Here is a 14,089-nt window from a genome sequence, read left to right as displayed (position 1 = left end):
TCCACACAGCCCGCTTGATTCTGTACCGGCCTCTTCGCGGGCACGCCCGCTCCCACAGGTTATGCACCGCTCTCAAGTACGGGCGCGGACCCTGTGGGAGCGGGCGTGCCCGCGAAGAGGCCGGTACAGAATCAAGCGGGCTGTGTGGATTTGAGGATGCTAAGCAACAGTTGGACGCTTTCAGCCGCATCATTCCCGAGGCTGGTGAGGTAGCCACCATCGGGCTGGTCGGTGAGTTCTTTTTCATGAAGGCGCTTGGCCGCAGCGATCAGGGCAGGCGACGCGTTGCTGCCAACTTTGATGCCTTCCTGGTGATTGTCCAGGTTGAACAGGGCGAGCACTTCCAGTTCGGCGATCAGTTCGGGGGTAAAAGACATGGCGACTCCTGACTTCCAGACGAGGATGGCGGCACCGCCAGCGGTGCCTGATCCTGGAGTGTAGTCGGGTTATTCGTCGTCGCCTTGATCCATCTCAGGCGGCAGCTCGGGCAGGGCGCGCAGGGCGGTCTCGTACCACTCACCGTTGAACGGGCGGTCTTCCTGGAGCATGTTGTCGATTTCGAAGGCCAGCACGTGGGCCATGAGGTTGAGGATGTCTTCGCGCTCGTAGCCGACCAGGGTCAGTTTGTTGAAGGTGGCCTTGGCCGCAGGCGGCTCGCCGCTTTCGATCTGGTTTTCGATGGCTTCGGTCAGCGTCGCCTCGGCGAAGGCTTCTTCGTCATTGTCGATCTCGTCGTGTTCGCTCATGGCGCTACTCCTGTGGTGGGACATACAGTTTGCCATGCCCGCGTCGGCAATGCCCGGTCATCGACCAGGTGCATGACGCTGGTCAGGTACCGGCGTACGGTCTATAACGGCCAGGCCATCCCCACACGGCCTGGAGGCTGTAACCCCATGCTCAAGCTTCACGGATTCTCGGTCAGCAACTACTACAACATGGTCAAGCTGGCCCTGCTGGAAAAAGGCCTGCCTTTCGAGGAAGTCACCTTCTACGGCGGGCAAGCACCGCAGGCGCTGGCAGTCAGCCCGCGGGGCAAGGTGCCGGTGCTGGAAACCGAACACGGCTTCCTCAGCGAAACCAGCGTCATTCTCGACTATGTCGAGCAGACCCAAGGTGGCAAGGCACTGCTGCCGAGTGACCCGTTCGGCCAGGCCAAGGTGCGCGAACTGCTCAAGGAAATCGAACTGTACATCGAGCTGCCGGCGCGAACCTGTTACCCGGAGGCGTTCTTTGGCGCGGCGGTCGAGCCGCTGATCAAGGAGCGTGCGCGTGCCGATCTGCTGGCAGGTTTTGCCACGCTCAAGCGCAACGGGCGGTTTGCTCCGTATGTGGCGGGTGAGCAACTGACGCTGGCCGACTTGATGTTCTGCTTCTCGGTGGACCTGGCGTGCGCGGTAGGCAAGAAGGTGCTGGGCATCGACTTCCTCGCGGACTTCCCGCAGGCGAAGGCGTTGCTCGAATTGATGGGCCAGAACCCGCACATGGCGCGCGTGGTGGCGGACAAGGAGGCCTCGATGCCGGCCTTCATGGAGATGGTGCGCAGCGGCAAGCGCTGAATGACCGGGGGCTGCTTTGCAGCCCATTCGCGGGCGCGCCCGCTCCCACATGAATTGTGCATTGCCTGAGCCTTGCACCATACCTGTGGGAGCGGGCATGCCCGCGAACGAGGGCGAAGCCCTCGCAATCGGCCTTAACGCGAAGCCAGCAGGGCCTTGCCACGAACCACGGCATCACGCACCTGCGCCGGCGCGGTACCACCGATGTGGTTACGGGCGTTCACCGAGCCTTCCAGGGTCAGCACGGCAAACACATCCTGCTCGATCTGGTCGCTGAACTGGCGCAGCTCGTCCAGGCTCATCTCGGCCAGGTCCTTGCCGGTGTCGACGCCATACTTCACGGCGTGGCCGACGATTTCGTGGCAATCACGGAACGGCAGGCCGCGGCGGACCAGGTAGTCGGCCAGGTCAGTGGCGGTGGAGAAACCGCGCAGGGCCGCTTCGCGCATGATGGCGTGCTTGGGCTTGATCGCCGGGATCATGTCGGCGAAGGCGCGCAGCGAGTCGCGCAGGGTGTCTGCGGCGTCGAACAGCGGCTCCTTGTCTTCCTGGTTGTCCTTGTTGTAGGCCAGCGGCTGGCCTTTCATCAGGGTCAGCAGGCCGGTCAGGGCGCCGAAGACACGGCCGCTCTTGCCACGCACCAGCTCCGGAACATCCGGGTTCTTCTTCTGTGGCATGATCGAGCTGCCGGTGCAGAAGCGATCAGGCAGGTCGATGAACTGGAACTGGGCGCTGGTCCACAGCACCAGCTCTTCGGAGAAGCGCGACAGGTGCATCATCGCCACGCTGGCGGCAGCGCAGAATTCGATGGCGAAGTCGCGGTCCGAGACACCGTCCAGCGAGTTGCCGGCCACGGCCTCGAAGCCCAGCAGCTTGCAGGTCAGTTCACGGTCGATCGGGTAGGTGGTGCCGGCCAGCGCGGCGCTGCCCAGAGGCATGCGATTGGCGCGCTTGCGGCAGTCGACCAGGCGCTCGTAGTCGCGGCTGAGCATTTCGAACCAGGCCAGCAGGTGGTGGCCGAAGGTGACCGGCTGGGCGGTCTGCAGGTGGGTGAAGCCGGGCATGATGGTTTCGGCTTCACGCTCGGCCTGCTCCAGCAGGCCCTGTTGCAGGCGAGTGATTTCGGCCAGGATCAGGTCGATCTCGTCACGCAGCCACAGGCGGATGTCGGTGGCCACCTGGTCGTTGCGGCTACGGCCGGTGTGCAGCTTCTTGCCGGTGATGCCGATGCGGTCGGTCAGGCGTGCTTCGATGTTCATGTGCACGTCTTCCAGGTCGACGCGCCAGTCGAAGCTGCCAGCCTCGATTTCGCCCTGGATGGTTTTCAGGCCATCGATGATGGTGTCGCGCTCGGCATCGCTGAGCACGCCGACCTGCGCCAGCATGGTGGCGTGGGCGATCGAACCCATGATGTCATGGCGGTACAGGCGCTTGTCGAAGTCGACCGAGGCGGTGAAGCGGGCGACGAAGGCGTCGACGGGCTCACTGAAGCGGCCGCCCCAGGACTGATTGGTCTTGTCGGTGCTCATGGATTCACTCTATGCAGGCGTGAACGAAAAAAGTGGCGCCGATAATAGCAGGGTTGGGCCGACTGCCGCAGGGCGTCGGTCGACAGAAACCGGCGGAAAACATCGATAAAGGCAGGCCAGGACGATATTCAACGATTGAACGGCAGTGTTCCACGGACCGTCTACAGTTGGACAGAGGACTGGCAGCGATTCTGCCGACTCAGTGAATCTTTGGCCTTCGTATCGGTCTAGAGCGTGACCGCAGTGTCGCTCGACCTGCTCTTGTCTACGCTATACCTGTGCGAGACTCACTCAGGAATCCAGAGCAATTATGAATGTCCTGATCGTTGATGACGAACCCCAAGCCCGTGAACGCCTCACACGGCTGTTCGCTGAACTGGAGGGGTACTCCGTGCTGGAGCCCAGCGCCACCAACGGCGAAGAGGCCCTGGCATTGATCGAAAGCCTCAAGCCCGATGTGGTCCTGCTGGACATCGGCATGCCAGGCCTGGATGGCCTGCAGGTCGCCGCTCGACTTTGCGAGCGCGAGGCACCACCGTCGGTGGTGTTCTGTACCGGCGACGATGAATACGGTGCCGAGGCATTCAAGGAAAGTACCCTCAGCCACGTGACCAAGCCGATTCAACCTCAAGCGCTGCGCGATGCCTTGCGCAAGGCCGAGAAGCCCAATCGTGCCCAGCTGGCTGCGTTGACCCGGCCTGGCAGCGAAGGCGGTGGCCCGCGCAGCCATATCAGTGCGCGCACGCGCAAAGGGATCGAGCTCATTCCTTTGCCCCAGGTGATCTATTTCATCGCCGACCACAAGTACGTGACCTTGCGCCACGAAGCGGGTGAGGTGCTGCTCGACGAGCCCCTCAAGGCATTGGAAGATGAGTTCGGCGAGCGCTTCGTGCGCATCCACCGCAATGCGCTGGTTGCCCGCGAACGCATCGAACGCCTGCAACGCACGCCATTGGGGCATTTCCAGTTGTTCCTCAAGGGCCTTGACGGCGATGCCTTGACTGTCAGCCGCCGGCATGTGGCAGGAGTGCGCAAGATGATGCAGACGCTTTGACGCTGTACCGGCGCCCTCGCCGGTACAGGCCACACCAGGATCCTGACCCACATCTGCTAGCGATGCCGGTGATGCTGTTATCATCAGCGGCATTTCTCTGGATCGGGGCGTTCCATGTCCACTCGCGAAATCCGCATTGCCACCCGTAAAAGTGCCTTGGCCCTGTGGCAGGCCGAATACGTCAAAGCCCGCCTCGAGCAGGCCCACCCCGGTCTGCTGGTGACCCTGGTACCCATGGTCAGCCGTGGCGACAAGCTGCTCGATGCGCCGCTGGCGAAGATCGGCGGCAAGGGGCTGTTCGTCAAAGAGCTGGAAACCGCGTTGCTGGACAACGAAGCCGACATCGCCGTGCATTCGATGAAGGACGTGCCCATGGACTTCCCCGAAGGCCTGGGCCTGTACTGCATCTGCGAGCGCGAAGACCCGCGCGATGCTTTCGTCTCCAATACGTTTGCCAGCCTCGACGCCCTGCCGGCCGGCAGCATCGTCGGCACCTCCAGCCTGCGCCGCCAGGCCCAACTGCTGGCACGCCGGCCGGACCTGAAAATCCACTTCCTGCGCGGCAACGTCAACACGCGCCTGGCCAAGCTCGATGCCGGCGAATACGACGCCATCATCCTCGCCGCCGCGGGCCTGATTCGCCTGGGCTTCCAAGATCGCATCACCGATACCATCAGCGTCGACGACAGCTTGCCAGCCGGTGGCCAGGGCGCAGTGGGCATCGAGTGCCGCAGCGCCGACACTGAAATCCATGCGCTGCTGGCGCCGCTTCATCATGCCGATACCGCCGACCGTGTCATCGCCGAGCGTGCCTTGAACAAGCGCCTCAACGGTGGCTGCCAGGTGCCGATCGCCTGCTATGCGGTGCTCGAAGGCGATCAGCTGTGGCTGCGCGGCCTGGTTGGCCAGCCGAGTGGCGGTATCCTGCTGGTGGCGGATGCGCGCGCGCCGCGTGCGGCTGCTGAAACCTTGGGCGTGCAGGTTGCCGAAGACCTGCTGAACCAGGGCGCCGAAGCCATTCTCAAGGAAGTCTACGGCGAGGCCGGGCACCCGTGAGCCCCTGGCGCCTGTTGCTGACCCGGCCCGAAGAGGACTGCGCGGCACTGGCGCAGAGCCTGGCCGCTGCCGGTGTGGCCAGCAGTTGCCTGCCGTTGCTGGCCATCGAGCCCGTCGCTCTGGCTGACAGGCAGTGTCATCAGCTGGCCGGGCTGGCGCAGTGCCAGGCGATCATCGTGGTCAGCAAGCCGGCGGCCCGACTGCTGCTTGAGCAGTTGCAGCACGCTGGCCTGCAAGCACCGCCCACAGGCTGGTTTACCGTGGGCGAGGCAACGGCGGCAGTGCTGCAGGGCGCGGGCCTTCAGGTGACATTTCCCATGCAGGGTGACGACAGCGAGGCCTTGCTCGCGCTCCCGGCCCTGCGCCAGGCTATGGCGGCGCCTGAAGCGCGTGTATTGATCGTTCGTGGCGTCGGAGGTCGCGAACTGCTGGCCGAGCGTCTTGCAGAGCAAGGTGCTAGTGTCGAATATCTGGAACTGTATCGTCGCTGTCTGCCGGAGTACCCGGCGGGCACGCTGATGCGCCGCATAGAAGCGGAACGCCTCAATGGCCTGGTGGTCAGCAGTGGGCAGGGTCTTGAACATTTGCAGCAGATGGCCGCCGCCGACTGGCCGCGAGTGGCCAGCCTGCCGTTGTTCGTACCCAGCCCGCGGGTCGCAGAACAGGCCCGGGCCGCCGGGGCCCAACAGGTTGTGGATTGCCGTGGCGCGAGTGCCACGGCCTTGCTGGCAGCCGTGCAGCGCAGTGCTGCACCTGCCTCTCAAGGCGCTTCGCACTAGCGCGAGGCGCCCCCATGCAAAGGATGGATACGTGAGCGAAACTGTCTTGTCCAACAATGATCAGCCGTCGGCGCAAGCGCCGGCGCAACCCGTCACCGACAAGCCTGTAAAGCGCTCTGGCAGTGGTCTGGCCGTGCTGGCGCTGTTGCTGGGTGCGGCCGGGGTCGCAGTAGGGGGTTGGGGTGTCTGGCAGGTGCGGCAGCTGCAAGGCAGTGAAGTGAACCAGGGCCAGCACCTCGAGGCTCTCAACCAGCGCGCTGCGGCACTGCAGCAGCGTGAACAGCAGATCAGTGCACAACTGGCCAGCCTGCCGGCCGCCAGCGAGCTGGAAGACCGCCGCCGCCTGGTGGCGCAACTGCAAGGCGACCAGCAGCGTCTCAGCCAGCGTCTGGAAACCGCACTCGGCGAGAGCCGCAAGGAGTGGCGCCTGGCCGAGGCCGAACACCTCCTGCGCCTGGCTACCTTGCGCTTGTCGGCGCTGCAGGACATCACCAGCGCCAAGGCCCTGGTCGAAGGCGCCGACGAAATCCTCCGCGAACAGAGCGACCCGGGCGCCTTTGCTGCCCGCGAGCAACTGGCGCGCAGCCTGGCCACGCTCAACAGCACCCAGCAGCCGGACCGCACTGGCCTGTTCCTCAAGCTTGCTGCCCAGCGTGAACTGGTTCAGGAACTCAGCGCCCAGTCGCCCGAGTTCGCCAGCAACGCCGATGCGCTCGGTGCGCTGACGGCCGAGGGTGATGGGGCCAGTCGTCTGTCGCAGTGGTGGGCTGAAATTTCCAAGTACTTCCAGATCGACTTCAACGCCGATGACAATGTGCGGCCGTTGCTGGCCGGCCAGCAGCTGAACCAGCTGCGCCTGGCCCTGAGCCTGACCATCGAACAGGCGCAGTGGGCTGCGCTCAATGGTGAGGCCAAGGTCTACAGCCAGGCCCTGGATGATGCCCGCAGCGTGCTGCTGGCCAACTTCAATGCCGACAACCCGCAAAGCAAGGCGATGCTCGACAGCCTCAACGCGCTGGCTGAACAGCCCGTCTCGGTAGTGACGCCGGACTTGAGCGAAAGCCTGGCGGCGGTGCAGGCGTACATCCAGCGCCGCCACCTGCCAGCCGAGGCTGAGGGGAGCAAGCCATGAAGCGTGTCTACCTGCTGGCCGTACTGGCGATCGTGGTTGCCGCAGCGCTGGGTATCGCGGTCGCCAAGCACAGTGGTTACGTGCTGATCGCCTACGGTGGTTTCCGTTACCAGTCCGGGCTGTGGGCGGCGCTCGCAGCGCTGGCTTCCGTGGTCGTGTTGCTGTTGCTGCTGCGTTACCTGGTTGGCCTGGTGCTGACCTCCAGCGGCGTGGTCAACCCATGGTCGCGGCGCAACCGCAGCCGGCGCGTGCGGATCGCCATCGAACAAGGCCAGCTGGACCTGGCCGAAGGCCGTTGGGCCAGTGCCCAGCGCCACCTGCATCGTGCTGCCGAAGCCGAGCGCCAGCCGCTGTTGTATTACCTCGGCGCTGCCCGCGCCGCCAATGAACAGGGGCGTAAGGAAGACAGCGACAACCTGCTGGAGCGTGCGCTGGAGCGTCAGCCGCAGGCCGAGCTGGCCATTGCCCTGACCCATGCGCAATTGCAGATGGACCGCGGCGAGCGTGATGGTGCGCTGGAGACGCTGCTGGCCATGCAGGAACGGCATCCCCATAACACCCAGGTCCTGCGCTTGCTGCAGCGTCTGCACCAGGAGCGTGGCGACTGGTCGGCGCTGATTCGCCTGCTGCCGGACCTGCGCAAGGGCAAGGTGTTGCCGGCCGATGAGCTGGCCGCGCTGGAGAAGCGCGCCTGGGGCCAGAACCTTGGCCTGGCGACCACTCGTGGCGAGGATATGCAAAGTGCCCGGCAGGCGCTGGAGCGTGCCTGGCAGCAACTGACCGCGGCCCAGCGCCAGGAGCCGCAACTGGTACTGGCCTACGCCGAACAGCTGCGCCAGGTGGGCGCTCAGGGCGAAGCCGAGCAGGTGCTGCGCAGCGCGCTCAAACGTGAGTACGAAAGCCACCTGGCTCGCCTGTACGGCCTCGTGCGCGGTGATGACCCGGCGCGTCAGCTGCAGACCGCCGAAGGCTGGCTGAAGGCCCATCCAGAAGACCCGAGCCTGTTGCTTACACTCGGTCGCTTGAGCCTGCAGAATCGCCTGTGGGGCAAGGCGCGCGACTATCTCGAAAGCAGCCTGCGCATGGAGCGTAATCCGGAAGCCTGCGCCGAGCTTGCGCGCTTGCTGGCCAGCCTGGGTGAAACCGAACGCAGCAATCAGCTGTTCGAGGAAGGCCTGGGCCTGCTCGATGAGCGTCTTCTGGCGCTGCCGCTGCCAGAGGGTGTACGCGCCTGAGCGTTCCATGAGCCCGCGCAGGGGCGCGGGCTCATGGGTTTGGTAACTTGTTCTGCGTTAAAAGTTATATCTGCAGTCCCTTCTTCGGAAGTTTCCTACGGCTTGGATGGAGACTTTCCTTGCAATACAGCGACTTGTCACTCCGGTAGTGCCTTGAAACAAGCCTGGCCTTTCCTCTACCGTTCCAAGCCACTTCAACTTTCCCGGGACCGTTCTTCCCATGCCGATGGCCAGTCTGCGCACGCTTTTCATTCCGGCATGCCTTGCTTCGCTGGCAGTGCTGGGCGCGTCCTTCTATCTCGAAAGTGCCGTTGGGCTTGTGCCTTGCCCGCTGTGTTTCAGTCAGCGGCTACTGCTAGCGGTGTATGCACTGGTGTGCCTTTGTGCAGCGCTGCATGCGCCTGGAACTACCGGGGCACGGCGTTATGCGCGAACGGCGCTGCTGTGCGCGGCCAGTGGTGCTTTGCTGGCGGCACGGCATGTGTGGTTGCAGGGCGCGAGTGACACGAGCCATCGGTGCCCGTTACCCATCGGGCACATGTTCGAACAGTCCTGGCGTGAAGCTGCGCGGCAACTGTTGCTGGGCGGCCCCGATTGCAGCTCGCTGACCTGGAGCTTTCTCGACCTGACTTTGCCGGAGTGGAGCCTGCTGGCGTATCTGCTGCTGGCGGCGCTGCCCTTGAACGGCCTGCTGGCGTATCGTTTCCGCTCACTTGGCAATCCTTGACCTGGCGCATGCTGGCGGTCGATAGCGCGACCAATGGTGGTGCATCGGGGTATTAAACACTTGTATGAACTTTGTCCGCTGCGTACCTTGATGCTAAGCACGCGCGGGAATAATCTCCCAGCACGCATACCGAAAACACAACTGCTCGATGCCGTCCTGCTGATGTCACCTTTGTGCTGCACGGTCGTGGTGCGAGGTGCAGCGGCATCTACCCAGAAGGGAAGAGATCGCCATGCTCGATAGTTGTCAGAACGCCCAGGAACGCTGGGGTGGGGTTCACAAGCTGATCGACCGTTGGCTCGAGGAACGCGAGGAGCTGGTTCAGGCTTTCCGCACCTTGCGCGACGCCAGGCCGGCTTTTGCCGACAAGGACAAGAACCGGGATTTCTGCGCCATCCTGGTCGACTACGTGTCAGCTTGGCATTTTGAAGTCAGCGGGCAGCTGATCGAGGAAGCCAAGGCATTTGGCGATGCGCGAGGCCTTGAACTGGCCACGCAAATCAATCCGCGCATCGACGAAAGCACGCAGATCGCACTGGCCTTCAATGACCATTGCGAGAAGGGCGACTGCAAGGACATCGAGCGCTTCGCCGATAAGCTGGGCAAACTCGGTGGCCTATTGCGCGAGCGCTTCGAGCTCGAAGATTGCCTGATCGAGGTGCTGCACACCGCGCACAAGGAAGAGGGCGCGCTCGAAGTCTGACGCCGGGCGTCAGTCGCCGACAGCGAGCAGCTCGATCTCGAATACCAGCGGCGTGTAGGGCGCGATCAGGTCACCCGCGCCCTCGGCACCGTAGGCCTGTGCCGAGGGGATCACCAGGCGCCAGGTCGAACCTGCTTTCATGTGTGGCAGCGCCACCTGCCAACCCTCGATCACCGAGTCCAGGCTGAACCACTGCGCTTGCTGGTTCTGGTCGAACACCGAACCATCTGGCAGCCTGCCGATATAGCGCACCTGCACCTTGCCGCCGGCTTTGGGTTGCGCGCCATTACCCGCTTTCAACTCACTGTACAGCACGCCTTCCGGCAGCTCGTGCACGCCGGCACGGGCCCGCTCGTTGGCCATGAAGCGGGTTTCCACGGCTTGCAGCTTGGTCACTTCGGCTTGTTCGGCGGCGGCGCCGGCCTGCTCCTCGTGCTGCTGGAGAATGACCTCCATCCGCGCCTTGTCGAGCTGCAATGGCTGGCCCTGATAGGACTGGCGCAGGCCTTCGACCAGTGCATCCAGTTGCAGGCCAGGCACCTCCTGACGCAGGCGCTCACCCAGGCTGGCGCCGAGGCTGTAGGCCAGGTCGTGATCATTGGCAGGAGCGGTATCGGTGGCTGCCAGGGCAAATGGCGCCATCAGGCACAGGCCGAAAACAAGATAACGCGGCATGGGTAACTCCAGCTCGATGAGCTGGAAAGTATGCCAGCGTTGTTGCCTCGACATGTGTAAATATCAGCAACGTTTTGTTAAGCAACTACACTTGCTCGGAGCTGCAAGATAACAACTTTGCCCAGGCATGCAACGCGGCGCCATCAATACTGTCAACATGCCCTAGCGGCGGTAGCAGCAGAAGCATAGTATGAGCCGCAATCTCGTCAGCCAGGAGGTAAACCATGTCGGCTAAAAAGAAGCCAGTAAATACGCCGTTACACCTGCTCCAGCAACTTTCGGGCAGCCTGCTCGAACACTTGGAAGAGGCCTGCTCGCAAGCGCTGGCTGATGCGGAGAAATTGCTGGCCAAGTTGGAAAAGCAGCGCGGCAAAGCCCAGGAAAAACTGCACAACGGTCGCCTGAAGTTGCAGGACTCGGCCAAGGCAGGCAAAGCCAAGGCGCAGAACAAGGCACAAAAGCTAATCGGTGAACTTGAAGAACTGCTCGATTCGCTCAAGGAACGCCAGACCCAGACCCGTACTTACATTCAACAGCTCAAGCGTGATGCCCAGGAAAGCCTGAAGCTGGCTCAAGGTGTCGGCAAAGTTCGTGAGGCCGCTGGCAAAGCACTCGATCAACGTGCGGTTGCTGCCAAGACGGTAAAACCGGCTGCTGCCAAAGCACCGGCCCGAAGTGCCGCCAAACCTGCCGCCAAGGCCCCGGCCAAGCCGGCTGCAACCAAGGCCCCAGCCCGCGCCACCGCTGCCAAACCTGCCGCCAAGCCAGCCGCGAAAACTGCTGCTGCCAAACCAGCGGCCGCCAAGCCTGCAGCAGCCAAAGCCCCGGCCAGAACTGCCGCCGCCAAGCCTGCCGCTGCCAAGGCTCCGGCCAAGCCTGCCGCAACCAAGGCCCCGGCCAGAACCGCTGCCGCCAAGCCAGCTGCCAAACCTGTCGCTGCCAAACCTGCGGCCGCCAAGGCTCCAGCCAAGCCAGCAGCCGCTAAACCAGCAGCCAAACCTGCTGCTGCCAAAGCACCGGCCAAACCTGCAGCCGCCAAGCCAGCAGCAAGACCTGCAGCGAAGGCCCCTGCGAAACCCGTCGCTGCCAAGCCGGCAACACCAGCCGCCAGCGCGCCAGCGACCAACTCGGCCGCTCCCGCCACCCCTTCGGCACCCGCCAGCACCCCAGCTCAGACGCCGTCTTCGGCCTCCTGAAGCGTTGCGGCCGCGGCGCGCAAGCCAACCAGCGCGTCGTGGCCATGGGCCTGGTCCGGTGCCAACCGGTCCAGCCAATCGCCCGTGGGCTCATGCGAGCCCGTGGGCCATTGTTGTGCACAGGTTTCCAGCCGTTGCAGCAACTGCTTCTCCGCCTGTAACTCCAGACCCTTCACGTGCTCACGCAACGCCGCCAGGTGTGGATCGTGCTGCGCGGGTGTGCGCCATTGCTGGCGCAGGCTGCGCAATGGTGCAACCACATCGTGTTGCCACGGCCCGGCAATCGCACGCAGTGCCTGGGCGCGCTCTTCGCTGAAGGTGACGGCACGCGCCTGCAACCAGGTCGCGCACAGCAGCAGGCAGACGTCGCCCCCCATCGCCTGTACATCCAGGCAGGCCGTTTCGACTCCCGGGCGGGCATACAGCGCCAGGGCGTGATTCCACAGGTCGGTGTACATGATTCCACTCACGCTGCGGGCCGAGGAAGCTGGTAGACTCCGCGACCACTATGATCAGACTATCCAACCTCACTTTACAGCGTGGTCCGCAGCGCTTGCTAGAAGGCGCCGAGATGACCCTGCACGCCGGTCACAAGGCCGGCCTGATCGGCGCCAACGGCGCCGGAAAATCCAGCCTGTTCGCCCTGCTGCGCGGCGAGCTGTCGCCCGATGCCGGCGATTGCCAGCTGCCCGGCGACTGGCGCATTGCCCACATGCGCCAGGAAGTCGATACCCTCGACCGCCTGGCCGTGGACTATGTGCTCGACGGTGACGCCCGTCTGCGCAAGGTCCAGGCCGAGCTGGCCGTGGCCGAGCAGGCCCACGACGGCACCGCCCTGGCGCGCCTGCACAGTGAGCTGGAAGTCGCCGACGGCTACACCGCCGATGCCCGCGCCCGTAAATTGCTGGCAGGCCTGGGCTTCACCAACGAGCAGATGGACCGCCGCGTCGGTGACTTCTCCGGTGGCTGGCGGATGCGCCTGAACCTGGCCCAGGCACTGATGTGCCCGTCCGACCTGCTGCTGCTCGACGAGCCGACCAACCACCTCGACCTCGATGCGATCCTGTGGCTGGAAGACTGGCTCAAGGGTTACCCGGGCACGCTGTTGCTGATCTCCCACGACCGCGATTTCCTCGATGCCGTGGTCGACCATGTGCTGCATGTGGAGCAGCGCAAGCTCAACCTGTACAAGGGCGGCTACACCGCCTTCGAGCGCACCCGTGCCGAGCGCCTGGCGCAGCAGCAACAGGCCTACGAGAAGCAGCAGGCGCAGCGCGCGCACATGGAAAAGTACATCGCCCGCTTCAAGGCCCAGGCCACCAAGGCCCGCCAGGCGCAAAGCCGGATCAAGGCCCTGGAGCGCATGGAAGAGCTGTCGGCGGCGCATGTGGATTCGCCGTTCGACTTCGTCTTCCGCGAATCGCAGAAAATCTCCAGCCCGCTGCTGAGCCTGTCCGAAGGCCGCCTGGGCTATGGCGACAAGGCGATCCTCGACAAGGTCAAGCTGCAGCTGGTCCCGGGTGCACGCATCGGCCTGCTCGGCCCCAACGGCGCCGGCAAGTCGACGCTGATCAAGAACCTCGCCGGTGAGCTCGAACCGCTGTCTGGCCGCCTGGTGCGTGGCGAGAACCTCGCCGTTGGCTACTTCGCTCAGCATCAGCTCGACTCGCTGGACGACAAGGCCAGCCCGCTGTTGCACCTGCAGCGCATCGCACCGACCGAGCGCGAGCAGACCCTGCGCGACTTCCTTGGCGGCTTCGACTTCCATGGCGACCGCGTCGACGAGCCGGTGGTGAACTTCTCCGGTGGCGAGAAGGCTCGTCTGGCCCTGGCGCTGATTGCCTGGGAGCGGCCGAACCTGCTGCTGCTCGACGAACCGACCAACCACCTCGACCTGGAAATGCGCCTGGCGCTGACCATGGCCCTGCAGGAGTTTGCCGGTGCCGTGGTGGTGGTTTCCCACGATCGTCACCTGCTCAAGAGCACCACTGACGACTTCCTGCTGGTGGCTGATGGCAAGGTCGAGACCTTCGATGGCGACCTCGACGACTACAGCCGCTGGCTGGTCGAGTACCGCCAGCGCAGTGCGCCGGCCAGCAATGCGCCGGTCAATCCGGACAAGACCGACAAGAAGGCCCAGCGTCAGGCGGCGGCGGCCTTGCGCCAGCAGTTGGCACCGCACAAGAAGGCGGCCGACAAGCTGGAGACCGAACTCAACCAGGTGCATGCGCAGCTGGCCGAGATCGAGACTGCGCTGGGTGACGGTGGCGTGTACGAGGCGGCGCGCAAGGATGAGTTGCGCGACCTGCTGGCTCGGCAGACCAAGTTGAAGCAGCGTGAGGGTGAATTGGAGGAGGCCTGGATGGAGGCCTTGGAAACCCTTGAAAGCATGCAGGCTGAACTGGAAGCGCTTTCCTGATCCCTTGATGTTGCAAGTGCTGGCCTCT

Annotated in this window: 15 protein-coding genes; 10 read left to right on the top strand and 5 right to left on the bottom strand. The window is 64.0% G+C overall.

The annotated features are described in order from the left end of the window. Window positions 1-131 precede the first annotated feature (131 nt). On the bottom strand, window positions 132-377 hold the full coding sequence (locus J7573_RS20560) for a TIGR02647 family protein (protein WP_103448533.1): 246 nt from the start codon (window positions 375-377) through the stop codon (window positions 132-134). Window positions 378-446: 69 nt separating this feature from the next. Continuing rightward, the gene (locus J7573_RS20555; RefSeq protein WP_294339705.1) at window positions 447-746 is read right to left on the bottom strand and encodes a hypothetical protein; all 300 of its coding nucleotides are present in this window, start codon (window positions 744-746) and stop codon (window positions 447-449) included. A 147-nt stretch (window positions 747-893) separates the two neighbouring features. Between J7573_RS20555 and J7573_RS20550 the strand changes: the two genes are divergently transcribed. Next, the gene (locus J7573_RS20550) at window positions 894-1,556 is read left to right on the top strand and encodes a glutathione S-transferase (RefSeq protein ID WP_294339703.1); all 663 of its coding nucleotides are present in this window, start codon (window positions 894-896) and stop codon (window positions 1,554-1,556) included. Window positions 1,557-1,690: 134 nt separating this feature from the next. Here J7573_RS20550 and argH read toward each other — a convergent pair whose 3' ends face one another. Further along, entirely contained in the window at window positions 1,691-3,085 is a 1,395-nt protein-coding gene (gene argH / locus J7573_RS20545) for an argininosuccinate lyase (RefSeq protein WP_294339700.1), read from the bottom strand. A gap of 310 nt (window positions 3,086-3,395) precedes the next feature. Between argH and J7573_RS20540 the strand changes: the two genes are divergently transcribed. The 7 genes from J7573_RS20540 to rsd all read left to right on the top strand — a co-directional run bounded on the left by J7573_RS20540 (window position 3,396) and on the right by rsd (window position 9,771). After that, window positions 3,396-4,139 (top strand): LytTR family DNA-binding domain-containing protein, encoded by a 744-nt coding sequence (locus J7573_RS20540; protein WP_103448536.1) that lies wholly within the window; start codon window positions 3,396-3,398, stop codon window positions 4,137-4,139. Between the two features lie 114 nt (window positions 4,140-4,253). Then, window positions 4,254-5,195 (top strand): hydroxymethylbilane synthase, encoded by a 942-nt coding sequence (gene hemC / locus J7573_RS20535; protein WP_294339698.1) that lies wholly within the window; start codon window positions 4,254-4,256, stop codon window positions 5,193-5,195. After that, a complete protein-coding gene (locus J7573_RS20530; protein WP_294339696.1) occupies window positions 5,192-5,974 on the top strand; it encodes a uroporphyrinogen-III synthase in 783 nt (260 codons plus the stop codon). The genes hemC and J7573_RS20530 overlap by 4 nt, the downstream gene beginning before the upstream one ends. 31 nt (window positions 5,975-6,005) lie before the next feature. Continuing rightward, entirely contained in the window at window positions 6,006-7,106 is a 1,101-nt protein-coding gene (locus tag J7573_RS20525) for a uroporphyrinogen-III C-methyltransferase (protein ID WP_294339694.1), read from the top strand. After that, window positions 7,103-8,341, top strand: coding sequence for a heme biosynthesis HemY N-terminal domain-containing protein (locus J7573_RS20520; RefSeq protein ID WP_294339693.1), 1,239 nt, complete (start codon window positions 7,103-7,105; stop codon window positions 8,339-8,341). Before J7573_RS20525 ends, J7573_RS20520 begins: the two co-directional genes overlap by 4 nt. A 220-nt stretch (window positions 8,342-8,561) precedes the next feature. Next, a complete protein-coding gene (locus J7573_RS20515; RefSeq protein ID WP_294339690.1) occupies window positions 8,562-9,068 on the top strand; it encodes a disulfide bond formation protein B in 507 nt (168 codons plus the stop codon). 232 nt (window positions 9,069-9,300) lie between these two features. After that, complete coding sequence (gene rsd, locus J7573_RS20510) at window positions 9,301-9,771, top strand: sigma D regulator (protein WP_294339688.1); 471 nt, start codon at window positions 9,301-9,303, stop codon at window positions 9,769-9,771. 9 nt (window positions 9,772-9,780) lie between these two features. Here the strand turns inward: rsd and J7573_RS20505 are convergent, their stop codons facing one another. Further along, entirely contained in the window at window positions 9,781-10,446 is a 666-nt protein-coding gene (locus J7573_RS20505) for an FKBP-type peptidyl-prolyl cis-trans isomerase (RefSeq protein ID WP_294339686.1), read from the bottom strand. 224 nt (window positions 10,447-10,670) lie between these two features. On the opposite strand from J7573_RS20505, the gene J7573_RS20500 reads away from it, so the two are divergent. Then, window positions 10,671-11,642, top strand: a complete 972-nt coding sequence (locus J7573_RS20500) for an AlgP family protein (RefSeq protein ID WP_294339683.1) — start codon at window positions 10,671-10,673, stop codon at window positions 11,640-11,642. On the opposite strand, the gene J7573_RS20495 is transcribed toward J7573_RS20500, so the two are convergent. Then, window positions 11,618-12,100 carry a TIGR02444 family protein gene (locus J7573_RS20495; RefSeq protein WP_294339679.1) on the bottom strand — a complete coding sequence of 161 codons (483 nt, stop codon included), beginning with the start codon at window positions 12,098-12,100 and terminating at the stop codon, window positions 11,618-11,620. The genes J7573_RS20500 and J7573_RS20495 overlap by 25 nt on opposite strands. Before the next feature lie 50 nt (window positions 12,101-12,150). Here J7573_RS20495 and J7573_RS20490 point away from each other — a divergent pair, with 50 nt between their 5' ends. Beyond that, entirely contained in the window at window positions 12,151-14,061 is a 1,911-nt protein-coding gene (locus tag J7573_RS20490; RefSeq protein ID WP_294339676.1) for an ATP-binding cassette domain-containing protein, read from the top strand. The last annotated feature ends 28 nt before the right edge of the window (window positions 14,062-14,089 follow it).

Source organism: Pseudomonas sp., from assembly GCF_017744435.1.
GTDB lineage: Bacteria > Pseudomonadota > Gammaproteobacteria > Pseudomonadales > Pseudomonadaceae > Aquipseudomonas.
This window is presented reverse-complemented; position numbering and strand designations above follow the sequence as displayed.